At 59.4% G+C, this 22302-nt stretch carries 24 protein-coding genes; 10 read left to right on the forward strand and 14 right to left on the reverse strand.

Annotation, left to right across the window (positions count from 1 at the left end; translation table 11 throughout):
• The 3 genes from NV64_RS15575 to NV64_RS23705 all read left to right on the forward strand — a co-directional run.
• Positions 1-752: APC family permease (locus NV64_RS15575; RefSeq protein WP_146005500.1), on the forward strand; the 752-nt coding region annotated here is incomplete at its 5' end.
• 358 nt (positions 753-1110) lie between these two features.
• A complete protein-coding gene (locus tag NV64_RS23215) occupies positions 1111-1647 on the forward strand; it encodes a hypothetical protein (protein WP_146005501.1) in 537 nt (178 codons plus the stop codon).
• Positions 1616-1762 (forward strand): hypothetical protein, encoded by a 147-nt coding sequence (locus tag NV64_RS23705; protein WP_199177672.1) that lies wholly within the window; start codon positions 1616-1618, stop codon positions 1760-1762. The genes NV64_RS23215 and NV64_RS23705 overlap by 32 nt, the downstream gene beginning before the upstream one ends.
• A 256-nt stretch (positions 1763-2018) precedes the next feature.
• Here the strand turns inward: NV64_RS23705 and NV64_RS15580 are convergent, their stop codons facing one another.
• Genes NV64_RS15580 through NV64_RS15590 form a run of 3 tightly spaced genes read right to left on the reverse strand, consistent with a single transcriptional unit; the run spans position 2019 to position 4251 of the window.
• On the reverse strand, positions 2019-2420 hold the full coding sequence (locus tag NV64_RS15580) for an aminotransferase class I/II-fold pyridoxal phosphate-dependent enzyme (RefSeq protein WP_199177673.1): 402 nt from the start codon (positions 2418-2420) through the stop codon (positions 2019-2021).
• Positions 2421-2449: 29 nt separating this feature from the next.
• Positions 2450-3229, reverse strand: coding sequence for a TIM barrel protein (locus tag NV64_RS15585; protein WP_056232735.1), 780 nt, complete (start codon positions 3227-3229; stop codon positions 2450-2452).
• Positions 3230-3240: 11 nt separating this feature from the next.
• A complete protein-coding gene (locus tag NV64_RS15590; RefSeq protein WP_056232736.1) occupies positions 3241-4251 on the reverse strand; it encodes a Gfo/Idh/MocA family oxidoreductase in 1011 nt (336 codons plus the stop codon).
• 232 nt (positions 4252-4483) lie between these two features.
• Between NV64_RS15590 and NV64_RS15595 the strand changes: the two genes are divergently transcribed.
• On the forward strand, positions 4484-6457 hold the full coding sequence (locus NV64_RS15595) for a sigma 54-interacting transcriptional regulator (RefSeq protein ID WP_101506273.1): 1974 nt from the start codon (positions 4484-4486) through the stop codon (positions 6455-6457).
• On the opposite strand, the gene NV64_RS15600 is transcribed toward NV64_RS15595, so the two are convergent.
• The 4 genes from NV64_RS15600 to NV64_RS23710 form a co-directional block, all read right to left on the reverse strand.
• Complete coding sequence (locus NV64_RS15600) at positions 6438-7175, reverse strand: DeoR/GlpR family DNA-binding transcription regulator (RefSeq protein ID WP_056232739.1); 738 nt, start codon at positions 7173-7175, stop codon at positions 6438-6440. The two genes, NV64_RS15595 and NV64_RS15600, sit on opposite strands and share 20 nt — an antisense overlap.
• Positions 7176-7298: 123 nt before the next feature.
• A complete protein-coding gene (locus NV64_RS15605) occupies positions 7299-7925 on the reverse strand; it encodes a YbhB/YbcL family Raf kinase inhibitor-like protein (RefSeq protein ID WP_101506274.1) in 627 nt (208 codons plus the stop codon).
• Between the two features lie 327 nt (positions 7926-8252).
• Positions 8253-8621 (reverse strand): hypothetical protein, encoded by a 369-nt coding sequence (locus NV64_RS15610; RefSeq protein WP_056232741.1) that lies wholly within the window; start codon positions 8619-8621, stop codon positions 8253-8255.
• A gap of 176 nt (positions 8622-8797) precedes the next feature.
• Positions 8798-8983, reverse strand: a complete 186-nt coding sequence (locus NV64_RS23710) for a hypothetical protein (RefSeq protein WP_199177674.1) — start codon at positions 8981-8983, stop codon at positions 8798-8800.
• A gap of 339 nt (positions 8984-9322) precedes the next feature.
• On the opposite strand from NV64_RS23710, the gene NV64_RS15615 reads away from it, so the two are divergent.
• A complete protein-coding gene (locus tag NV64_RS15615; RefSeq protein WP_056232743.1) occupies positions 9323-9763 on the forward strand; it encodes a GNAT family N-acetyltransferase in 441 nt (146 codons plus the stop codon).
• A gap of 3 nt (positions 9764-9766) precedes the next feature.
• Positions 9767-10408: an FMN-dependent NADH-azoreductase gene (locus NV64_RS15620; RefSeq protein ID WP_101506275.1), complete on the forward strand. Its 642-nt coding sequence runs from the start codon at positions 9767-9769 to the stop codon at positions 10406-10408.
• 44 nt (positions 10409-10452) lie between these two features.
• Here the strand turns inward: NV64_RS15620 and NV64_RS23450 are convergent, their stop codons facing one another.
• Together NV64_RS23450 and NV64_RS15625 are read right to left on the reverse strand one after the other, a co-directional pair.
• Positions 10453-10599, reverse strand: a complete 147-nt coding sequence (locus NV64_RS23450; protein ID WP_156365546.1) for a hypothetical protein — start codon at positions 10597-10599, stop codon at positions 10453-10455.
• An 11-nt stretch (positions 10600-10610) separates the two neighbouring features.
• Positions 10611-12002, reverse strand: a complete 1392-nt coding sequence (locus NV64_RS15625; RefSeq protein WP_056232747.1) for a PTS transporter subunit EIIC — start codon at positions 12000-12002, stop codon at positions 10611-10613.
• A 268-nt stretch (positions 12003-12270) separates the two neighbouring features.
• Here NV64_RS15625 and NV64_RS15630 point away from each other — a divergent pair, with 268 nt between their 5' ends.
• Positions 12271-13470 (forward strand): enolase C-terminal domain-like protein, encoded by a 1200-nt coding sequence (locus tag NV64_RS15630; RefSeq protein WP_056232750.1) that lies wholly within the window; start codon positions 12271-12273, stop codon positions 13468-13470.
• Here NV64_RS15630 and NV64_RS15635 read toward each other — a convergent pair.
• The gene (locus NV64_RS15635; protein ID WP_056232751.1) at positions 13467-14180 is read right to left on the reverse strand and encodes a GntR family transcriptional regulator; all 714 of its coding nucleotides are present in this window, start codon (positions 14178-14180) and stop codon (positions 13467-13469) included. The two genes, NV64_RS15630 and NV64_RS15635, sit on opposite strands and share 4 nt — an antisense overlap.
• Before the next feature lie 115 nt (positions 14181-14295).
• Positions 14296-15480 carry an NAD(P)/FAD-dependent oxidoreductase gene (locus tag NV64_RS15640; RefSeq protein ID WP_101506276.1) on the reverse strand — a complete coding sequence of 395 codons (1185 nt, stop codon included), beginning with the start codon at positions 15478-15480 and terminating at the stop codon, positions 14296-14298.
• Between the two features lie 243 nt (positions 15481-15723).
• On the opposite strand from NV64_RS15640, the gene pitA reads away from it, so the two are divergent.
• Positions 15724-17223 carry an inorganic phosphate transporter PitA gene (pitA, locus tag NV64_RS15645; protein ID WP_146005502.1) on the forward strand — a complete coding sequence of 500 codons (1500 nt, stop codon included), beginning with the start codon at positions 15724-15726 and terminating at the stop codon, positions 17221-17223.
• Between the two features lie 108 nt (positions 17224-17331).
• Here the strand turns inward: pitA and uspB are convergent, their stop codons facing one another.
• Positions 17332-17667 (reverse strand): universal stress protein UspB, encoded by a 336-nt coding sequence (uspB, locus tag NV64_RS15650; protein WP_056232801.1) that lies wholly within the window; start codon positions 17665-17667, stop codon positions 17332-17334.
• Between the two features lie 306 nt (positions 17668-17973).
• Between uspB and uspA the strand changes: the two genes are divergently transcribed.
• Complete coding sequence (gene uspA / locus NV64_RS15655; RefSeq protein ID WP_056232756.1) at positions 17974-18411, forward strand: universal stress protein UspA; 438 nt, start codon at positions 17974-17976, stop codon at positions 18409-18411.
• Here uspA and rsmJ read toward each other — a convergent pair.
• Both rsmJ and prlC read right to left on the reverse strand, forming a co-directional pair.
• On the reverse strand, positions 18408-19163 hold the full coding sequence (gene rsmJ, locus NV64_RS15660; RefSeq protein ID WP_101506277.1) for a 16S rRNA (guanine(1516)-N(2))-methyltransferase RsmJ: 756 nt from the start codon (positions 19161-19163) through the stop codon (positions 18408-18410). The genes uspA and rsmJ overlap by 4 nt on opposite strands.
• Before the next feature lie 4 nt (positions 19164-19167).
• Positions 19168-21210, reverse strand: coding sequence for an oligopeptidase A (gene prlC, locus NV64_RS15665; RefSeq protein ID WP_101506278.1), 2043 nt, complete (start codon positions 21208-21210; stop codon positions 19168-19170).
• 226 nt (positions 21211-21436) lie between these two features.
• Between prlC and NV64_RS15670 the strand changes: the two genes are divergently transcribed.
• A complete protein-coding gene (locus tag NV64_RS15670) occupies positions 21437-22258 on the forward strand; it encodes a CPBP family intramembrane glutamic endopeptidase (protein WP_056232762.1) in 822 nt (273 codons plus the stop codon).
• Positions 22259-22302: the final 44 nt, after the last annotated feature.

Below are 22302 nucleotides of genomic sequence, written 5' to 3' on the forward strand. Positions count from 1 at the left end.
CCACGGCGATTTATGCCGAAGAGTGCCGCGATCCGCAGAAAACCGTGCCGCGCGCTACGCTCTGTGCGCTGCTGATTATCAGCGCCTTTTTCTGCTTTACCAGCTTCGCACTGCTGCAGGCTTACGACTTCGGCCAGCTGGTGACGCTGGCGCGTCAGGATCCCGGCAGCCTGTTCTTTGCCATCACCCGCAGTGTGGTCGGCCAGTGGGCGGTGGAGACCATGTCCGTCCTGCTGATCACCAGCCTGTTCGCCGCCGCTATGGCCTTTCATAACAACATTTCCCGTTATCTGTTCAGCATCAGCCGCGACGGGCTGATCTGGAAAGAGCTGTGCCGCACCCACCCGACAAACGGCACGCCGCATAATGCAAGCCACCTGCACAGCGTCATTTTTCTGCTGCTGCTGGCCGCGCTGGGTAGCATGGGGGTCGACCCGGTCGGACAGATCTTCGCCTTCGGTTCGGCCATCGCCACCCTGTCAATACTGCTGCTGCAGGTGGGCGTCTCGGCCGCCGTGATCGCCTTTTTCCGCCAGACGCGCCATACGCACAGCGGCTGGCAGGTGTTCTGGGCCCCGCTGCTGGCGCTGATTGCGATGGCCGCCACCCTGATTCTGGTGATCAACAATTTACAGCTGCTGAGCGGCAGCGACTCGAAGTGGGTACAGATTATTCCGTGGTTTATCGCGATCTGCGCCTTAGCCGGGTATGGCCTGTCGCGCAGGCAGCGCGCGGCGATCGCGACAGAGTAACCCATCGGCTACGACCTCCACGCCATCGACAGCCGCTTGTCTGATCATTAAATCGCCGGGTGTCCCCCGGCGAGTGGATCACCTCCCCCGCTCACAGCGGCAGCGGCCGGTTCTCCACCACCGTTTTAGTGCTCTTTTCAGTTCACTGAATCCGTAGCTTAGCTTGACTCTGCTGCTAACTGGCAGCTTAAGACAGGTGTTTAAATATCGCTGTGTGTTGTTAACAGCATGAATAGCTCCCCAAAATTAATCCATTAACGTTATCATCACCATTTTGGAAATTATAAGTCACTTTTAACTGAATGCATTTTATTTGTAACGGAAAATTTTAACAGAACGATGAAGGAACATCGCATTTATGCATACGCACAAACTGTTAATACCGGGTTTAGCCATGTTTGGAGAAATGGCTTACCTTGACATCGAATTCACATTTTCAGGAAACAGCAGCCGTCGTGCATCTTACCGTCTCGTCTTTTGCCCGCCATCCGATGATCCTATTGCAGCGGAAACCCTGTATACCATGATTGGCGAGGAGATGAAGACTTTATGCGTCTCAGTAGTCAGCTTTGCAGACATTGCTCAATTGGACAGAGCAAAGCAGCAACGAGATTATCCTGTACCTGGAGAAGAACCTGTAAATATCTTTGAAAAACCGGTTAGCTCATTCGTCTTGACACTTTCTGAGCTGCAATATCTGTATGCCACACTGGTTGACTTAATGCTCAGAGTTGCTGACAATCTGACCATACAGGTTCTGTTTTTTGCAGCAGAACGTCAAGAACTGCATACCATATACTCACGGTATGCGAAGAGGTTAGCCGGAAAGTTGGGGCTGACGTTCATTAATAATGGAGCAGCTTATGCCGTACGGACAAAAAATTATCCAGCCTGAGAATAAAATTGATTTCGAGGCCATCCATAAAGCAAAAGTTGAGATGATGAAGCATTTTATGGCCGCCAGGGCCGAGGCTGAGCGTCAGGGTAAAATTATTTACCTGCCACTTTAATCCGGAGGTGGCTTACGTTTTTCTGAGCCCCCCATATTATCGAAACCTGTTACAGGCCATCTTCATCTCTGCGTTGATTTATCTCTTCTTCTGTATCCATAAACACCATCCGATTTGTGATTCATGCTTGATATAAATGCCACTTATGCTGCTGATAAAACGGGGAGGAGGAACCACCCTTTGCCATAAATTAAGGCAGAGCTTATCCCCGCCCCAAAAAGAGTAGTGAGCACCCCGAGGTCTGTTGTTTCCCCGGTTACTGCAGCTCCGCCGCCAGCTCGCGCAGGAACTGACTGACCCGTGGCAGCCCGCTTTTCAGCACCTCAGGATTATTGGCAAAACCAATCCGCAGATAGCCTTCCACATCCAGCGCCTCGCCGGGGGTGAACATGACGCCATAGCGCTGCAGCAGGCGAATACAGAAATCACGGGAGCCTATTGGCAGGTCATACTTCAGCAGCGCGATGGTGCCCGCCTGCGGTTTGACATAGCTGATTAACGGCTCGCCCTGCACCCACGCGTCCAGCGTCTGCAGGTTTTCGCGCAGCAATTTCTGGTTGCGGGCGAGGATTTTGTCGCGGTTTTCCAGCGCCAGGCAGCCGAAGAAGTCATGCAGCACGCCCATGCTGATGGTGTTGTAGTCGCGGTGCAATTCCACCGCCGACCATCAGATGAGTGCTCGCCGCATTACAGCGTAAACGCCTTACGGAACGCCTCCACCGCCTGCACCGAATCCCCGGACGCCCAGCCCTCCAGCGCCACCACGCCGCCGTAGCCGATACCCGCCAGCGCGCGGGCGATCGCCGGGTAGTTGATTTCGCCGGTGCCCGGCTCCTGGCGGCCCGGCACGTCCGCCACCTGGATCTCACCGATATGCTTATCGCTGCGGCGGATCAGCTCCACCAGGTTGCCCTCGCCGATCTGCGCATGGTAGATATCCAGGTTCATCTTCAGCCACGGGCTGTTCACCGCGCTGACCAGCGCCAGCGTCTCTTCTGCCCTGGCGAACGGTGTGCCCGGATGATCGACGGCGGTATTCAGGTTTTCAAGGGTAAAGACGCGCCCGGCCTGTTCGCCTAAGGCGGCCAGCGCCGACAGCGTCTCTTTCGCCTTCAGCCACATCGCGCCGGTCACCACCTCTACCGGCTTCACCGGCAGGCCGACGTTGTTCAGCCCGGTGCCGTGCAGGTTCAGCGACGGACAGTTCAGGCGTTCGGCCACCCGCAGCGACTCGGCGGCGCTGGAGAGCAGCTGCGCGATCTCCTCATCATCAGTCAGGTTGCCGGAGATATAGCCGGTCATTGAGGTAAAGCGCGCGCCGGTGCTGACCAGCGCGTCGATATCCTTTTTCGTCCAGTCCCAGATCTCCACGCCAAAGCCCAGCGCGTGCAGTCGTTCGACGCGCTCGATAAACGGCAGATCGGTAAACACCATTTCAGCACAAACGGAAAGCGAGTAGTGCGACATATTCAGGCTCCTTACGGTTGCACAGGCTGGTTAGTCTGCACGGATTCGATGCAGGCCAGCGCCACGGCCAGCGCGTTACGGGCGGCTTCGCCACTGGCTTCAGCCTGACGCTTGTTGCGCACACAATCAACAAAATCAGTCAGTTCTGCGACATACGCATCATGCAGCAGGTCGGTATCCTGACGTGAAGTATCGATGGAGATCCCCGCTGCGGTATAACGCACGCAGTTGTTGATATTGATACTGCCCGCCTGCAGCATCCCCTGGCTGCCGAACACTTCGGCACGCACGTCGTAGCCGTACACCGCCTGGAAGTTGGCTTCTGCGGTGGCGATCGCGCCGTTATCAAAGCGGATATTGACCACCGCCGTATCCAGCAGGCCCTGTTCTTTAAAGTCCGGGCGCACCAGCGCATCGGCCACCGCATAGACTGAAACCGGCTTCGCGCCCGGGTTAAGGTGCAGCAGGATATCGAAGTCGTGGATCAGCGTTTCCAGGAAGATGGTCCAGTGCGGGATGCGCGACGGATCGTTCAGCACCGGGTCACGGGTGGTGGATCGCAGCAGCTGTGGCGTACCGATTTTTCCCGCTTTGATCTCCTGGTACGCCGCGCTGAAACCGCTGACGTAACGACGGTTAAAGCCGACCTGCAGCACTACGCCCGCCTCTTTCGCGGCGGCAATCGCCTGGTCCGCCTCTTCCAGCGTGACCGCCATCGGTTTCTCGCAGAAGACGCCTTTACCGGCTTTCGCCGCCGCCACCACCAGTTCAGCGTGGGTACGCGCCGGGGAGACGATCGCCACGGCATCGATTTCAGGATCGTTCAGCAGCGCCTGCGGATCGGTAAAGAACTTTGCCGCACCCAGTTTCGCGGCCAGACGTTCTGCCGCCCCCGGCACCGGATCGGCCACCGCTGCCAGCGTTGCGCCCGGGATCCGCTGCGCCAGCGTCTGGCCGTGGAAAGAGCCCATACGACCGGCGCCGATCAGGCCAACGCGAATCACTTTTTGAGTCTCAGACATGCTAATTTCCTTTATGTGTAGGGTGTGGAGTTGTTGTTTTAATGACGCAACCGGGGATCGGGTAAGACACCGCAGGCCAGATACATGTCAGTTAGCAAGGGCTGTGCCAACTCCGATATCCTGAAATTTCAGTCAGTTAAAAAATGATGGCGATCACAGCATGTTTATAAACAGAACATGATTTGTGAACATGTCTGTATTATGAACACCTCAATTCGGCAGGAGTGGCAGCATGAGCGAGCAGGGGCAGTTCGGGGAAGAGGAGTGGGGGCTGATTGCCCGCATGTCGGAGGCGCCGCTGTCGGCACAGCCGGGGGAGCTGAACCGGGCGTGGGATGCGTTCGCCGCCGGCCAGACGCCACCCGGTTTACGCGGCACGGTGCTGGCTTCGTGGCAGCGCAGCCGCCGGCTGGGCATTAACCCCGAAGCGTTCCGCTACACCTTTATTGCGCCCGAGCAGCTGCGCGCGGTGCTGGAGAGCAACGCCGGGCTGATTACCATCGCGCAGGAGGTGATGCGTAACCTGCTGGCCTATAACCCGGACGGCCATATCAACCTGACCGATGCGCATGGCGTGACCATTGCCTTCTGCGGCCAGGATTTAACGCCGATCGGCAGTATTCTGCTGGAGTCGGTGCAGGGCACTAACTGCTCCGGGCGCTGCCTGAGCGAAAACCGGCTGGTGTGGCTGCTCAGCGAAGAGAACTATATGCGCGCGCTGCGCGAGCGCGGTAAACACTGCGCGGCCGCACCGGTGCGCGACGAGCTGGGCAACCTGCTCGGCGTGCTGACGCTGACCGCCAGCCAGCACGCCTTTCACTACCACACGCTCGGCACCGTGCAGGCCGCGGCGGAAGCGATTTCGCAGCAGCTTAAGCTGCGACAGCTGCTTAACGAGCAGGCCTCAATCGTCGAGTCGCTGCATGAAGGGGTGATCGTTACCGGCCCGCAGGGCACGATCCGCCTGCTTAACCCGTATGCCCGCCAGGTGCTGGCGCTGAGCGATGAGGTGCGATATCAGGATATTGATGCGGTGCTGAAGCCGGAGGGCATCAGCCTCAAGGCCCTGCCCGCCTGCCGCGACCGCAACCTGACCGTCTGCCCGGACGGCCGCACCCGCGTCTCCTGCCTGATTTCAGTGGTGATCACCCCGGAAGGCGGCCGGGTGATCTCGCTGCGCGAGCACCGCCGCATCCGTGAAATCACCCGCCGGGTGCTCGGCAGCAGCGCCAGCTACAGCTTTGAGATGATTTGCGGCCAGTCGGCGGCGCTGCGCAGCGTGCTGAATATGGCGCGTGCGGCGGCACGCAGCGACAGTACCGTGCTGCTGAGCGGCGAAAGCGGCACCGGCAAGGAGCTGTTTGCCCAGTCGATCCACAACGCCAGCGCGCGCCAGAGCGGGCCGTTCCTGGCGCTGAACTGCGGCGCGCTGCCGCGCGATCTGGTGCAGAGCGAGCTGTTTGGTTATGAAGACGGGGCCTTTACCGGCTCACGTAAGGGCGGCGCGGCGGGGAAATTTGAGCTGGCCGACGGCGGCACGCTGTTCCTCGACGAGATCGGCGATATGCCGCTGGAGGCGCAGACCAGCCTGCTGCGCGTACTGCAGGAGGGGGAAGTCACGCGTATCGGCGGCAAGCGGCCGCTGGCGGTGGACGTGCGGATTATCGCCGCCACCCACCGCGACCTGCTGAAAGCGGTGGAGAACGGTTCGTTCCGCCGCGACCTGTGGTTCCGCCTTAACGTGATTGGCCTGGCGGTGCCGCCGCTGCGCGAGCGCCGCGAGGATATTGCCGACCTGACCGCCCTGTTCTGCGATAAAGTCAGCCGGGCGCTGCAGCGGCCGCTGCCGGCCTTCAGCGATGAGGCGCTGCGCGTGCTGAGCGGCTATGCCTGGCCGGGTAACGTGCGTGAGCTGGAGAACGTCGTCGAACGTACGCTGAATATTTGCGAAGGGGCGACGATCGCGGCGGACAACCTGCCGGACGAGCTGCGGCTGAGCGCCGGACCGCTGCGCGGCAGCGCGACGAGCAGCGCCAGCGGCAGCCTGAAAGCGGTTGAAAAAGCGCAGATCGAAGCCTGCCTGCGCGAGCTGCAGGGCAATCTGCGCCAGGTGGCGCTGACGCTGAACCTGTCGCGCGGCGCGCTGTATAACAAGATCCGCCGTCACGGCATCGACGTGGCCGCCTTCAGGCCATCAGCACCCTGATATCATGCTGGCGCAGTACCGCGAGATACTCCTCCGCCAGCAGCCGGTCGGTGATTACCGTGCCGATATCCGCATGCTGCGCAACGTTAAACGGAAACAGCCTGCCGAATTTATCCGATTCGGCAATCACAACGTTTTCCACGCGTTTCTCGAGCGCCAGCCGGATATTCTCCGCACGCATCACGTCGCGGCCGGTAAAGCCCTGCTGCGGCGTGTAGCCGTCGATGCCGATAAATACCTTGTTGACGTTGATGCTGCTGATGCCCAGCCGGGTCAGCGGGCCGACCAGGCACTCGCTGCGCTTCTGCAGCACACCGCCCAGCACCACCACCTCCTGCGGGCCGTTTTTCAGCTCGCTGGCCACGTACAGGCAGGGCGTTACCACCGTGACGTCGAGGCCGGAGCGGCCAATTTCCCGCGCCAGGTGTGCGTTGCTGCTGCCGGCCTCGATAAACAGCGTGTCACCGGCGGTCAGCAGCGACAGCGCGCTTCTGGCCATCGCCTCTTTTACGCTGACGTTGTTGCCGATGCGCTGATTCAGATCGTTTAAGGCGAGGGCAAAGCCGTGGGCGCGCCGCAGCCGGTTCAGCTGCTCCAGCGCCACCAGATCCTTGCGGATGGTCACGCCGGAGACGCCCAGCCACTGCGCCAGCTCCGCCACGCTGACCTTGCCCTTGCTCTCTAACCGTTCCAGAATCTGCTGATGCCGCCGTTGCACTGTGACCTCACGTTGTCGTCTGCCGCTTTCATATGAAAGCGGGCTTTCATCTTACGGCAGGGCGACAAAAAGTACAGCGAGGCTCGGCGGGATTTACCACCTGCTCTGCGGCTGCCCGGCGGCTCAGACGTCAGGATTCAGCGTATACAGCCCGGTCAGGCTGGCTTCGGCCAGCACGCCGACCTTGCCCAGCGCGGTCCTGACGTTAGCCAGCACCGGCTCACCTTCGATGGTCAGCGATGGCACGTCCAGCGCGTAGAGGGTGAAGATATAGCGGTGCATCAGCTCGTCGTTCCACGGCGGGCACGGGCCGTCATAGCCAAAGTAGCTGCCGGCCATCTGCGTATCGCCGCTGAACCACAGCGTATAGTCGTTGATGCCGTGCTCAAATTCAGTCGGCAGGCTGGTGCCCGGTTTACCGCCGGCGGTAATCGCCGACGAGTGGCTGCCTGCGGCAATCTCACGCACGTCGGGTGCAATGCCGTGCAGGATCCAGTGGGCGAAGTCGATACGCGGCAGATCGCGTGAGACGGTGCGGCCCGCCTGGTTAACGTCGTCCGCGCGGGAAGGCACGTCCGGATCGTGGCAGATCAGCAGCAGCGACTGCGTCCCTGCCGGCACATCTTCCCAGCGCAGGTGCGGGTTGCGGTTGCTGGAGAGCGCAATCGGCTCGTCGCTTCCCGCTACCGCAAAGGCGAATTCGCCCGGGATCGCCGCACCGTCGTTAAAGCTGTCACTGTAGAGTTTCATGGCTGTCTGTTCCTGAAAAAGGGGAAGTAAAGGCCGCTGGCCGTCAGAACACCAGCTTACTGCATCTGCCGCAGCGCTACCTTATCCGATCCGCTCAATATGATTGCAGATACCGTCAAAATGAGCGTTAGGGTGCAAGAAAACTGTTAGTCAGACCCTTATTTTCGCGGGTACTTAAACTGCGCAGCGTGCAGCTTCAAGACCAGCCGGTTTAAAACCTCAGAGGCAGGCCGATAATCTGCTGTTTCTTTCGCTCTGAGACGGGATGCCATCGCCCTGGCAATAAACCGTTGTTGCAATGCCCATGCTCTTAGCGACTCATCCACTTCACGCCTGCCTCTTCAAACCGGCGATAAATTCAGAAACAGGCGCGGTATCTTCCTGTGAGCGCTCTTCTGCGACCGTGTATTTACCCAGCTGTTCGGTGAAATATTTTTTTTGCTCAGCGACGGCAAAACGGTTTAACAGGTCTCTGACCATCGGCTGATAGCCAAGATCATATCGGGCAGCAATCTCTTTGAGGTCCCGAATCAGTGACTTCGGCAGCCGGATTGAGATCGCCTGCAGCCCGAGCTGTTCGTCTGTTTCGTCAGCATATTGCCGGGGGGCCACGGCAACATGCTCCTCAGAGGCACCCAGCGCGCGTTTTTCCCATTCATCCACATCATCTAACAGTTCAGGGGTCTTTTTACTCATCGCGTATTCCTCTTCGAACCTTTTGAGCCCGCATTTAGCGTCCTTGCTGAATCAGTTAAACCCTTACAGCCCATGTTTGCGCCAGAGTGCTTCTTCGGTGGCATCCGGTGGATAAGCCGTCTTCAGTACCGGTAAACCAAATGCATTACCCACCCCGGCGGGTACGAAACATATTTTTAACCGCCTTCCCCGGTCTGTTCGGCAACAAACCACAACGTCGGTGGTCGGGTCTTATTTTTTTCTCTGGTATCAATCAGATAGTTTCCGATTCGGTTATAAAAACACTCATGAACCTCTTTCGGTAACACACCGTGTTTTTGCAAAATTTTTGCTGTGACTGAAGAAGGCATGATCAAATCCATGGTGCATATCCATCCTTAGTGGCCCACAACCTGTTAAGAATAGTATATACAAAATATCGACCAATCAATTTTTTAAAAACACAATAAAATCAGATACTAAATTCATACTTAATAATAAAGGCATTATTAGTATATACAAAAACACCTATCAAATTCTGGTAGGCCAGAAGTAAAAATTGCGGATTGGCTCACCCGCAGGGCCCCGTGCCAGGGGGATCATTATCGCCGCCGTCCCTCCCCGCGCGATGAACCAGCATTTTAGTCAGTTCTTGTCTCTTTAACCGGCCAGACCGCCTGCCTAAAGTACACAGGTTACTGTTTAATCATCAGGGGTTAACTATGGGTACTTATCACTTCAGCCTGATTGACCCGGAACGGGACCGGCAGGCCAGCTTCACGCTGATGCGCGAGCTACGGCCGCATCTCGCCGATGCAGATACTTTTGCGGCGCAGATCGTTCGTCAGGCCGGGCAAGGCTATCGCCTGCTTGGCGCATGGCAGAGCGAACAGCTGATGGGGCTGGCGGGCTATCGCCTGCAGGAAAATCTGTTATACGGCCGGTTCCTCTACGTTGATGACCTTGTTGTCGCCGCTGAGGCACGCAGCCAGGGCGTTGGCGGCAGGCTGATCGACGCGCTGCGCGAGGAGGCAAAGCAGCAAAACTGTGCGCATCTGGTGCTGGATACCGCCTTAGGCAATGCCCTGGCACAGCGGTTCTATTTTCATCAGGGACTGCTCTCAAAAGGGCTGCACTTCAGCCAGGCGTTACAGGTGCCATAAAGCATGAAAAAGACGCTTTTCCTTGAATGCAGCCCGTTTGGCAACACTTCATCGGGTACACGGTTAGTGCAGGCTGCGCTACGCGAAAGGGGTTTAGCGGGTGATGACCTCCCTCTTATCACCCGCAGCCTGGCGGCTGAGCCGCTTGCCCCGCTGTCCGCACGGTACGCGCAGGCTCTCACCTCAGCCGCGCCGGACAGCGATCCGGCGCTGGCAGTTTCAGAGCGTCTGATTAGCGAGCTGGAAGCCTGCGACAGGCTGCTGATCGCCACGCCGATGCACAACTTTACCGTGCCGGCCGCGCTGAAGCTGTGGATTGACTATGTGCTGCGTATTGAGCGCAGCTTTACTAATACGCCGGAGGGGAAAGTGGGGCTGCTGCGCGACAGGCCGACGCTGGTGCTGGTCAGGTCGGGCGGTATCTGTACAGGGGATGCGGCAAGGCAGCCGGATTTCCTGACGCCTTACCTGCGGCACACGCTTGCTACCGTCGGCATCCACCGCGTGCAGTTCGTTTATCTGCCGGGCCAGCCGGTGGCAGATGAAGCACTGAATCAGGCCCGGCGTGCGCTGGCCGCGTTTCTGGCCGAGGCACCGCTGGCCGCGTTTCTGGCCGAGGCACCGCTGGCCAACGCGCAGCGATAGCCCGTTCCGCTGAGCACGCCGTTGCCGGTGGATCTGCTGGCGCGTCAGGTGCCGGCGGTGGTGGTGTCTGCCCCGGCCAGCAGCCCGCCTCCGCTCTGCACCTTATAATGCCGCGCCGACAGCAAGCGGGTCAGTTTTACTGACAACCCGACCATTGTCACCAGAATGGTGGGGGTGATCGGGTTCGTCACGCTTTACTGATTCAGCCTCCCCCGCCATCAGCGGCTGACCGTTCAGCGCCCCTGCCGACCAGCAGCAGCGTCAGGCTGAACGACAGCACCAGCGCAATCAGTACCCCGCTAATGGCATACGGGAACCAGGGACCGATGTAGGCGGGCAGGCTGAAAATACTGGACAGGATATAGCCGAACAGCCGTACGCCGAAGAAGGCGACAAAGGCAGAAGCAATGCTGCTGGCAATAATCGCGGCGACGAAAGCCCGCTTCTCCCGCGTCAGCACGCCAAACAGCGCAGGTTCAGTGATCCCCAGCAGCGCCGACACCGCCGCCGACAGGGTGACCGTGCGATCGGCACGATGCCGGTTGCGAAACCAGATGGCAAAGGTGGCACCGGCAATCGCCATATTGGCCATGCACATCATCGGCATCAGCATGTCGTACCCCTGGGTGGCAAAGTTCTGCAGCGCGATCGGGGTCATCGCGTGGTGCATGCCGGTAAGGATCGCCACCGGGCGAATTGCCCCAACGATCAGCCCCGCCAGCACGGACGAGGTATCAAACAGCCCCTGAATGCACCAGGCCAGCCCTTTACCCAGCCAGATGCCTGCGGGACCAATGGCGACCAGCGCCACCAGTGCGGTAATAAACAGCGTCAGCGTTGGCGTAAAGACGGTTTTCAGCACCTGCGGCATGATGCGGTCCACCGCGCGATGGATATAGCTCAGCGCCAGCACCGAGAAGATCACCGGTATGACGCTGGACGCATAGTTAAACACCGAAATGGGCAGCAGGCCGGCGAACCACCAGGTCTGCACCGCGCCCGGCGCGCCGCCGGCCAGCAGTTTCGCCGCATCAATTAATGAGGGATACATCAGGCAGGCCACCACCGCTATCGCCAGATACTCATTGGTTTTAAACATCTTTGCGGCGGAAACGGCGAGGAAGAAGGGTAAGAACCAGAAGACCCCGCTGGCAATCAGATCGATGATCCTGACGGTATCACTGCTGGTCGACAGCAGGCCCATAGCAATCAAGCCCGCCAGCAGGCCTTTGATCATCCCCGCCCCGGCGATCGCCGGTACAATCGGCCCGAACACGCCCGAGACGGTATCCATAAACAGCGATACCCAGCCTTTTTTCTTTTTCTCTGTAGCCGGTCCGTCGGTGGCAGGTGCCGCCTCGCCGTTAATCAGCTGATACCAGCGCTCAACCTCCGGGCCAATAATCACCTGAAACTGTTCGCTCTGTAACTGAACGCCCAGCACTCCCGGCAGCTGAAGAATGGCCTGACGATTGATTTTATCTTCATCAACCAGATCGAAGCGCAACCGGGTCATACAGTGCCAGACTTTATGAATATTTTCCCTTCCCCCTACCCCCTGGATAAGGTCACCAATGATGGCTGAATGACTCATTTCCCGCTCCTTATCTGCCCTGATGAGGGCCGTGGATGTGTGAAAAAGTGTACGGGATGGCGCTTCGTATAAACAAACCAATAAAAGGTGATGGCATTCACAAAACCACTTAGTACAAGCTCAAAAAACCCTTAAGGCAGTAAATTGGTCCGTTTTTTTTACCTTTTCGCTTGCGCGTTCGGACCAAAATAAATTGCTGGAAATGGGTTAAGAAGCGCGGGAATAATAGCCGCAGTAATTCGCGTTTCGTCAGCCGCCAGGAGCAACCATGACCCCGACACGCATCAACGATGTTGAATGTTTTATCACCCGACCGGACCGCCATAACCTGGTGCTGGTAAAAGTCACCACCGACAAGAATGTCGTCGGTTACGGCTGCGCCACGTTCCAGCAACGGCCGCTGGCGGTGAAAACCATGGTGGATGAATACCTGAAGCCGTTGCTGATCGGCCGCGACGCGAATGCCATCGAAGACCTGTGGCAGATGATGCAGGTCAACGCCTACTGGCGAAATGGACCGGTGATGAATAACGCCATCGCCGGGGTGGATATGGCGCTGTGGGACATCAAAGGCCAGCTGGCGCAGATGCCGCTCTATCAGTTGTTTGGCGGTAAAGCGCGGGATGCGATAGCCGTCTACAGCCACGCCGCCGGTGAAAGCCTCGATGCGCTCTACCCGCAGATCGACGCGCTGCTGGAGCAGGGCCATCGCTACATCCGCTGCCAGCTCGGTTTCTACGGTGGTACGCCGCAGAATTTACATCAGACCCGCGAACCCACCCCGGGGGCTTACTACGATCAGGACGAGTATATGGCCAACACCGTCGCCATGTTCAAAGCGCTACGGGAGAAATACGGCCAGCGCTTCCACATCCTGCACGACGTGCATGAGCGGCTGTTCCCGCAGCAGGCGATTCAGCTGGCTAAAGCGCTGGAGCCTTATCAGCCCTGGTTCCTGGAGGATATCGTTTCGCCGCAGCAGAGCGGCTGGCTATCGCAGATCCGCGCGCACAGCAGCGTGCCGCTGGCGCTGGGTGAGCTGTTTAACAATCCCGCCGAGTGGCACGATCTGATCGTCAACCGCCAGATTGATTTTATCCGCTGCCACGTGTCGCAGATTGGCGGCATCACCCCGGCGCTGAAGCTGGCGGTGCTCTGCCAGGCGTTCGGCGTGCGCCTTGCCTGGCACGGCCCGCCGGATATGACGCCGGTGGCCGTGGCGGTGAATACCCACCTTAATATCCACCTGCACAACGCCGCAATTCAGGAGTTTATTCCGGCGCAGGCCAGTACCCTTGCGGTGTTCCCGGACACGCCTCAGGCCGCAGGTGGCTATCTCTACCCCATCGATCGTCCCGGCATCGGCATCCGCGTCGATGAAGCCGCGCTGGCGCGCTTCCCCGGCTGCTATCGTGCACACGAGTGGACGCAAAGCCGACTGCCCGGCGGGGCGATGCACACGCCTTAATCGCCGCGGCGAAAACGCAGGTTATCGGCATTGAACGGGGCAACCCAGGTACATTCATAGTGGATATCGATAACCTCGCTCAGGATCCACACATCGCCTCCAGCCAGTATCCCCCGGTTGGTGATCTTCATCGCCGGTGCACCGCGCCTGCAGCCCAGCAGCGCGGCCTGCGCTTTATCCACCGCCACCGCCTGATAATGGGTGAGGAAGTGCGACAGGGTGTCGCCTCTGGCGGTCACATACTGCTGTAGTGAGCTTTCAGTCACCTGCTGGGTCAGGTCCGGGAAACGGGAAAGCGGCAGGCTTGAAGTCTCAATTTGCGTGCAGCGCTCGTCCACGTAGCGCAGGCGGCAGAAGTACCACAGCCACTCATTTTCACCGATGCCAAACACCTGCTGCTGATCTTTATCCGGCAGGCGCTTGTGCAGGCTGAGCAGGCGGTAGCGCATCTGATCGAAGCGCTTTTCCGTAATTGAGTTATAGACCAGCGGATTGCTGCGGGCGTTTTCGCTGACAAAAATACCCGAGCCCTGTACCACCCGGATAATGCCGATGCTGACCAGCTTCTTCAGCGCGGCGCGCACCGTATGGCGCGAGACGCCATACTCTTCCGCCAGCTCCCGCTCGCCGGGGAGCTTATGCAGCGGGCCAGGAGCCGCCTGATAGATCTTACTCAGCAGATCCTGGGTAATAAAATCCCGCTTCTTCATGGTGACGATCTCCGGTGATGGCGTGACGGTGCTGGCACAATCAGTCTGCTACAGGCGTGGCCTGGGCAGGCTGTTAGTGAGCGTCAGAACGCTACAGCAGATGATTTTCTGGTCGTTACAGCGCCTGCGCACACGCCCAGGCCGAGCTCCACGCCCACTGGAAGTTATAGCCGCCCAGCCAGCCGGTGACGTCCACCACTTCGCCGATAAAGTACAGCCCCGGCACGTCGCGCGCCTCCATGGTTTTGGAGGAGAGCTGGCTGGTATCAACGCCGCCCAGCGTCACTTCGGCGGTGCGGTAGCCCTCGGTGCCGTTCGGCTGCACCCGCCACTGGTGCAGGGTGGCAACCAGCTCCGCCTGCTGCCGGCTGTTCAGCTGTTTCAGGGTACACTCCGGCAGCGTGCCGAGCTGCTGCAGGCACTCGACCAGCCGTTTGGGCAGAATTTTCGCCAGGCTGTTTTTCAGGCTAAGATTCGGATGCTGGCTGCGCTCTTCATTGATAAAGGCGTCGAGGCTCTGCTGCGGCGACAGGTCGATGGTGACAAATTCGCCGGGCAGCCAGTAGCTGGAGAGCTGCAGCACCGCCGGCCCGGAGAGGCCGCGGTGGGTGAACAGCAGCGCCTCTTTAAATACTGTGCCGTCTTCGGCGGTCATCACCGACGGCACCGACACGCCGGAGAGAATTTGCAGCTGTTCCAGCAGCGGCTTGTGCAGGGTAAACGGCACCAGGCCTGCGCGGGTGGGCAGTACCTTCAGGCCAAACTGCTCGGCTATTTTATAGCCAAACGGTGATGCGCCCAGCCCCGGCATCGACAGGCCGCCGCTGGCGATCACCAGCTTCTCCGCCCGCACCTCCGCGCCGTTCAGCTGCAGGGTATAACCGGCGTCATCACGGGTCACCGCCAGCACCTCGCTGCGCAGGCGCACGCTGACGCTGCCCGCCTCGCACTCCTTCAGCAGCAGATCGACCACCTGCTGCGCCGAGTCGTCACAGAACAGCTGGCCGAGGGTCTTTTCGTGCCAGGCGATGCCGTGGCGGTTGATCAGATCGATAAAGTCCCACTGGGTGTAACGCGCCAGCGCCGACTTGCAGAAATGCGGGTTAGCAGAGAGATAGGCCGCCGGTTCGGTGTAGAGATTGGTAAAGTTACAGCGGCCGCCGCCGGACATCAGGATTTTGCGCCCGGCCTTTTTACCGTTATCCAGCAGCAGTACGCGACGCCCTTTCTGGCCCGCCTGTGCGGCGCAGAACATCCCGGCCGCACCGGCACCAATCACGATCACGTCAAACTTTTCCACTGCTCACCCCGGCCAAAACCGCTAAAAACGCTGATTGTAGTGAGTTGACGGCGGCGATACCAGCTTCCGGGTAAAAAGGCGGCGGTAACAATTTGTAACTTAGTGATTTGACAGCGATTTCATCGCAAGCTGTCACACAACTGACAGAGTAATGTCAAAAAAAGTCTATATTTCCCTTTCCCCCGGCACGGGTTGTCGCAGATAATGCGCCGCGTTCATGTCCTCCAAAATGGCGTAACGCTTATGCTACATCTGTTTGCTGGTCTTGATTTCCATACCGGCCTGTTACTGGTTCTTGCTCTGCTGTTTGTGCTGGTCTACGAAGCGATTAACGGCTTCCACGACACGGCCAACGCGGTGGCAACCGTTATCTATACCCGAGCAATGCGATCGCAGTTAGCGGTGGTGATGGCCGGGGTATTTAACTTCTTCGGGGTACTGTTGGGCGGCTTAAGCGTGGCTTACGCGATCGTCCATCTGCTGCCCACCGATCTGCTGCTTAACGTTGGATCGGCCCACGGGCTGGCGATGGTCTTTTCCATGCTGCTGGCTGCTATTATCTGGAATCTCGGCACCTGGTATTTTGGGTTACCGGCCTCCAGCTCCCATACCCTGATTGGTGCCATTATCGGTATCGGCCTGACCAACGCGCTGCTGACCGGCACCTCGGTGGTGGATGCGCTGAACGTACCGAAAATGATCGGCATCTTTATGTCGCTGATTATCTCGCCGATCGTTGGCCTGGTGGTCGCCGGCGGCCTGGTGTATCTGCTGCGTCGTTTCTGGAGCGGCAGCATCAAGCGTCAGCGTATTCATATGACCCCGGCCGAGCGGGAAAAGATCGACGGCAAGAAAAAGCCGCCGTTCTGGACGCGTATCGCGCTGATCGTGTCGGCGATTGGCGTCAGCTATTCGCACGGCGCTAACGACGGTCAGAAAGGCATTGGTCTGATTATGCTGGTGCTGATCGGCGTGGCTCCGGCGGGCTTCGTGGTGAATATGAACTCCACCGGTTATGACATCACCCGTACCCGGGATGCGGTCAACCATCTGGAGCAGTATTACCAGCAGAACGCCGCCTCGCTGACCCATATCATTCAGATGGCACCACCGGCGCTGCCGACGCCGGAAGAGGTACGCTCAGGGCCGCATGATTTCCACTGTGATGCGGCGCGGGCACTGCCGGCCATCCAGCGCGCGCAGGGGCTGCTGAATAATCTGTCCAGCTATGATGCGCTTAACGTCGACCAGCGCAGCCAGCTGCGTCGCCTGCTGATGTGCATCTCTGATACCGCTGAGAAAGCCGCTAAGCTGCCGGAAACCCCGGCTGATGAGAAACGCTTCCTCAACAAGCTGAAGGGCGACCTGCTGAATACCGTTGAGTATGCCCCGGTGTGGATTATTCTCGCCGTGGCGCTGGCGCTGTCGCTGGGCACCATGGTTGGCTGGCGTCGTGTTGCCACCACCATCGGTGAGAAGATCGGTAAAAACGGCATGACCTATGCGCAGGGCATGTCGGCGCAGATGACCGCAGCGGTATCGATTGGCGTTGCCAGTTATACCGGTATGCCGGTCTCCACCACCCACGTGCTCTCCTCCTCCGTGGCGGGCACCATGGTGGTTGACGGCGGCGGCGTGCAGGGCAAAACCATCCGCAGCATCCTGCTGGCGTGGGTGTTTACCCTGCCGATCTCGATTCTGCTTTCGGGTTCACTCTACTGGGTGGCGCTGAAGCTGATTTGATCGCGTTAAACGCGGTAGCACGACGCAGCGAGCGCCGTGCTACCGCCGCCAGACTTACAGATAAAAGCAGACTTCGGTCTGCTTTTTTTTCGTCGGTCACCCGCCGGGCTAATGCCAGATGGCCAGCCCGACCAGGCTGATCGCCACGATGGCGCACAGCGAACTGGTCAGCACGAACTGGCCGCGCACCCGCTGGCAGCGGCGGATAAACTCGTCGTCGTGATGGTCAAGGTAGCGCTGCGCCCAGATATAGCGCACCAGCCGCACCTGCTTGCTGGGTTGCCCGTGGGCGGTAAAGAAGCCGCCGCCGTCAACGTACTGATAGAGCAACGGATCGCAGCCGCGCAGTACCACCAGCAGCGCCCGCAGCGACGAGTAGTAACGAGCCATGTTCACCACGCAGATAATGCAAAGAGCCCAGAATAACGCAACGGTGCTGATCATCATCCCCTCCCGGCCCTGTCGCGGCCACTGAACACGGGCAAGCCGCTTCATACCGCGCGGGTTCGCCAACCCTGTAATTGATTCAGGTAAGATTAATAACCCTGACGCCACGACGCCCGGTGAGCGGGGGCATGTAATCAGTGTAGAAGATTGGGCTAATTTATTTCCACTGCTGTTTATCACATCCGCCGGTAACGGGAGGAAAATTCATGATGGCGGCCTGCGAAAAGGGTGCACCAGACCTCACCCCGCGCCGGGGAAGTTAGCTATACTCAAGGCATAATTTCAGTGAAAAGGAGTCTTCATATGTCATATAAACACATTCTGATCGCGGTCGATCTGTCGCCGGAAAGCAAACTGCTGGTTGATAAAGCAGTCTCCATGGCGCGCCCTTATAACGCAAAAGTCTCGCTGATCCACGTCGACGTCAACTATTCCGACCTCTATACCGGCCTGATTGACGTTAACCTTGGCGATATGCAGAAGCGTATTTCGCAGGAAACCCACACCGCGCTGACCGAGCTCTCCACCAGCGCCGGCTACCCGGTGAGTGAAACCCTCAGCGGCAGCGGCGATCTTGGCCAGGTGCTGGTCGATGCGATTAAAAAGTATGATGTCGATCTGGTGGTCTGCGGGCACCATCAGGATTTCTGGAGCAAGCTGATGTCGTCGGCGCGCCAGCTGATCAACACCGTGCACATCGATATGCTGATCGTGCCGCTGCGCGACGAAGAAGAAGATTAATCGCCGCCGAGCGGCGCATAGATATCAAAACGGTGGCTCTTGGTGGTCACCGCGTTTGGCGTTGCCACCCCGGCCAGCGGCGGCGCGTAGTCCGGCCGCTTCACCACCACCCGCTTTTTCGCCAGCCGACGCGCCGGCTCCAGCAGCCCGTCGGCATCCTCATCCGGCCCGACCAGCGACTGAAACACCCGCATCTCCTTCTTAACCAGCGCGCTTTTCTGCTTATGCGGATACATCGGATCGAGATACACCGCGTCCGGCGGCGGCGTGATATCGGTCAGCGCCTGCAGGCTGGAGGCGTGCAGCAGCGTCAGCCGTTCGCGCAGCCACGGGCCGATCTCCGGATCGGCGTAGCCGCGGCGTAAACCGTCGTCGAGCAGCGCGGCGACCACCGGATTACGCTCCAGCATGCGTACCCGGCAGCCGATCGCCGCCAGCACGAAGGCGTCGCGCCCCAGCCCGGCGGTCGCATCCACCACGTCCGGCAGATAACCGCTTTTGATGCCGACGGCTTTTGCCACCGCCTCGCCGCGCCCGCCGCCAAACTTGCGCCGGTGCGCCATCGCGCCGTCCACGAAATCGACAAAGATGCCGCCCAGCTTTGGCTCATCGCGCTTGCGCAGCTCAAGACGATCCGCGGTCAGCACCAGCGCCATCAGGCTGTTGTCGTCATGCACCAGCTGCCAGCGTTCCGCCAGAACAGATAAGGCGCCGTCTCCGGCGCCCGTTTCATCTGATAAATAGATGTTCACTCAACTAGCCCTTGATGCCGTAATGTTCCAGCATCGCGTCCAGCTGCGGCTCGCGGCCACGGAAGCGTTTGAACAGCTCCATCGGCTCTTCTGAACCACCGCGGGTCAGGATGTTGTCGAGGAACGACTGGCCGGTTTCGCGGTTGAAGATGCCCTCCTCCTCGAAACGTGAGTAAGCGTCGGCCGCCAGCACGTCCGCCCACAGGTAGCTGTAGTAACCCGCCGCATAGCCGCCGGCAAACACGTGGCTGAAGGCGTGCGGGAAACGGCCCCACTCCGGCCCCGGTACCACCGCCACCTGCTTTTTCACTTCGCGCAGCGTTTCCAGGATGCGTGCTCCTTTCGCCGGGTCAAACTCGGTGTGGATGCGGAAGTCAAACAGGCCGAACTCCAGCTGACGCAGGATAAACAGCGCCGCCTGGTAGTTCTTCGCCGCCAGCATCTTATCCAGCAGCTCCTGCGGCAACGGCTCGCCGGTCTCATAGTGGCCGGAGATAAACGCCAGCGCTTCCGGCTCCCAGCACCAGTTTTCCATAAACTGGCTCGGCAGTTCGACCGCATCCCACGGCACGCCGCTGATGCCGGAAACGCCCGGGGTTTCAATGCGGGTCAGCATATGGTGCAGGCCGTGGCCGAACTCGTGGAACAGGGTGGTGACTTCGTTATGGGTGAACAGCGCCGGCTTACCGTTCAGCGGGCGGTTAAAGTTACATGTCAGGTAGGCGACCGGCTTCTGCAGGCTGCCGTCGGCTTTGCGCATCTGGCTGACGCAGTCGTCCATCCACGCGCCGCCGCGTTTGTGCTCGCGGGCGTAGAGGTCGAGGTAGAAGCTGCCGCGCAGCTCGCCGCTCTCGTCAAACAGGTCGAAGAAGCGCACGTCCGGGTGATACACATCAACGTCTTTACGCTCGCTGGCGGTGATGCCGTAGATGCGTTTCACCACTTCAAACAGGCCGCTCAGCGCGCGCGCTTCCGGGAAGTAAGGGCGCAGCTGTTCGTCGCTGATGGTGTACAGGTGCTGCTTCTGTTTTTCACCGTAGTAGGTCAGATCCCACGGATTCAGATCGTCAACGCCGTGCTGTTGTTTCGCGAAGGCGCGCAGCTGCGCCAGCTCCTGCTCGCCCTGCGGGCGGGCACGGGTCGCCAGGCCGGTAAGGAAGTCGATCACCTGCTCCGGGTTTTCAGCCATTTTGGTGGCCAGCGATTTATCGGCGAACGAGTTAAAGCCCAGCAGCTGGGCCAGCTCATGGCGCAGCGCCAGCTCTTCCGCCATCACTTCGCTGTTGTCCCACTTGCCGGCGTTCGGGCCCTGGTCTGAAGCGCGGGTGGAGTAAGCACGGTACAGTTCTTCGCGCAGCGCGGCGTTGTCGGCATAGGTCATTACCGGCAGATAGCTTGGGATATCCAGCGTTAACAGCCAGCCGTCCTGCTCTTTGGCTTCCGCCTGGGCTCTGGCCGCAGCCAGCGCGCTTTCCGGCAGGCCGGCCAGCTCGCTCTCGTCGGTTATCAGCTTGCTCCAGCCCATGGTCGCATCCAGCACGTTGTTGCTGTAGGTCGACCCCAGCTCAGACAGGCGTGCGGCGATTTCGCCGTAGCGCTGCTGCTTCTCTTTCGACAGGCCGATACCGGACAACTCGAAATCACGCAGGGCGTTATCCACCGCTTTCTGCTGTGCGAGGTCCAGTCCGGCATAAGCGGCCCCCTCTTTCAGCGAACGGTACGCCTGGTAGAGCCCCTCATGCTGGCCGACCCAGGTGCTGTACTCGGACAGCAGCGGCAGCGTCTGCTCATAGGCCTGACGCAGCTCCGGGCTGTTTTTAACCGAGTTCAGATGGCTGACCGGTGAGAAAAGACGGCTTAAACGATCGTCTACTTCTGCCAGCGGCTGCACCAGGTTATCCCAGCTGTAGGGCGCGCCCTGCGCCACGACTTTTTCCACCGCCGCGCGGCACTCGTCCAGCGCCTGGCTGACGGCAGGAACCACGTGTTCGGGTTGGATGGCGGAGAAAGGCGGCAGCGTAAAGGCGGAGAGTAACGGATTGGTCATAGCGCAGTCCTTTAATCGGTGTATGGGGTGCGTTAGCGCGCACAATCCTTTTAACATGGGGCCATCGCTGAGGAAAATCAATGCCGGTGGCGCGTGGCGCGGTGATTCAACGACAGCCCGACGACTTAATGACCTTAAAGTGCGCACTTTCGGCTTTGCCTGTTCAGAGTACAAATTGCATACTGCTGCGTTTTGTAACGCCATAAAACCAACAGGGAAACGTGTAATGTGGTATGTGCTGGCTCTCTCTTTATTCTTTCTGCCGTTCCACCTCAGCAGCGCGCTGGTGCTGCTGGCGGTGGCACTGGTGGTCGCTGTTTTCAGCCACGTGCTGCTCCCCCCGGCGATAGTGGCGCTGCTGGTACTGGGCGGCGTGGCGCTGTGGTGTGGCTGTCACCGCCAGCGAACCCAGTTTGCGCTGCCCGGTGAGATCCTGCTGGTGGTGGGCAGCGTGGCGCTGATGCTGCATATGATCCCCGGCTTTAATAACGCCCTGGTGGTCTCCGGGGTACAGGCCGGGCCGCAGAGTGCGCCCTTCTCGTTTTACTATAATCTCGACAAAGCCCTGATCCCGTTTCTGCTGCTGGCGTGCCTGCCAACCCTGCTGAAGCGGCCGTCGTGCCCTCCCGCGAATGCGCTGTGGTGGCTGGTGCTGCTGTTAGCGATGCCGCTGCTGCTGCTGGCCGCCACCCTGGCAGGCGGGCTGCGGGTCGAACCCCACTGGCCTGAGTGGCTGGGTGCCTTTATGCTGGCTAATCTGTTCTTCGTCTCGCTGGCCGAAGAGGCGCTGTTTCGCGGCTATATCCAGCAGCGGCTCAGCCAGCTGCTGGGGAATAAACAGGCGCTGCTGATTGCCGCCGCCCTGTTTGGCCTTGCGCACTTTGCAGGCGGGCTGCTGCTGGTGTTCTTTGCCTTCCTTACCGGCATTATCTATGGCCTGGCGTGGCTGTGGAGCGGGCGGCTGTGGGTCAGCACGCTGGTGCACTTTGCCTTTAATCTGCTGCACCTGCTGTTCTTCACTTACCCGGTCTGGCAACGGGCGGGCTGACGCGCTTTTCTGCGTTTTTTTGGTTATACTACGCGCAACCTGTG

This window comes from Erwinia sp. B116 (assembly GCF_002865965.1).
Lineage (GTDB): Bacteria > Pseudomonadota > Gammaproteobacteria > Enterobacterales > Enterobacteriaceae > Erwinia.

Bases quoted from the DNA above. Each gene is read 5' to 3' on its own strand.
- NV64_RS23215 (WP_146005501.1), top strand. From the start codon at position 1,111: ATGCATACGCACAAACTGTTAATACCGGGTTTAGCCATGTTTGGAGAA.
- NV64_RS23705 (WP_199177672.1), top strand. From the start codon at position 1,616: ATGCCGTACGGACAAAAAATTATCCAGCCTGAGAATAAAATTGATTTC.
- NV64_RS15585 (WP_056232735.1), bottom strand. From the start codon at position 3,229: ATGTCGCACTACTCGCTTTCCGTTTGTGCTGAAATGGTGTTTACCGAT.
- NV64_RS15590 (WP_056232736.1), bottom strand. From the start codon at position 4,251: ATGTCTGAGACTCAAAAAGTGATTCGCGTTGGCCTGATCGGCGCCGGT.
- NV64_RS15595 (WP_101506273.1), top strand. From the start codon at position 4,484: ATGAGCGAGCAGGGGCAGTTCGGGGAAGAGGAGTGGGGGCTGATTGCC.
- NV64_RS15605 (WP_101506274.1), bottom strand. From the start codon at position 7,925: ATGAAACTCTACAGTGACAGCTTTAACGACGGTGCGGCGATCCCGGGC.
- NV64_RS15610 (WP_056232741.1), bottom strand. From the start codon at position 8,621: ATGAGTAAAAAGACCCCTGAACTGTTAGATGATGTGGATGAATGGGAA.
- NV64_RS23710 (WP_199177674.1), bottom strand. From the start codon at position 8,983: ATGGATTTGATCATGCCTTCTTCAGTCACAGCAAAAATTTTGCAAAAA.
- NV64_RS15615 (WP_056232743.1), top strand. From the start codon at position 9,323: ATGGGTACTTATCACTTCAGCCTGATTGACCCGGAACGGGACCGGCAG.
- NV64_RS15620 (WP_101506275.1), top strand. From the start codon at position 9,767: ATGAAAAAGACGCTTTTCCTTGAATGCAGCCCGTTTGGCAACACTTCA.
- NV64_RS15625 (WP_056232747.1), bottom strand. From the start codon at position 12,002: ATGAGTCATTCAGCCATCATTGGTGACCTTATCCAGGGGGTAGGGGGA.
- NV64_RS15630 (WP_056232750.1), top strand. From the start codon at position 12,271: ATGACCCCGACACGCATCAACGATGTTGAATGTTTTATCACCCGACCG.
- NV64_RS15635 (WP_056232751.1), bottom strand. From the start codon at position 14,180: ATGAAGAAGCGGGATTTTATTACCCAGGATCTGCTGAGTAAGATCTAT.
- pitA (WP_146005502.1), top strand. From the start codon at position 15,724: ATGCTACATCTGTTTGCTGGTCTTGATTTCCATACCGGCCTGTTACTG.
- uspB (WP_056232801.1), bottom strand. From the start codon at position 17,667: ATGATCAGCACCGTTGCGTTATTCTGGGCTCTTTGCATTATCTGCGTG.
- uspA (WP_056232756.1), top strand. From the start codon at position 17,974: ATGTCATATAAACACATTCTGATCGCGGTCGATCTGTCGCCGGAAAGC.
- prlC (WP_101506278.1), bottom strand. From the start codon at position 21,210: ATGACCAATCCGTTACTCTCCGCCTTTACGCTGCCGCCTTTCTCCGCC.
- NV64_RS15670 (WP_056232762.1), top strand. From the start codon at position 21,437: ATGTGGTATGTGCTGGCTCTCTCTTTATTCTTTCTGCCGTTCCACCTC.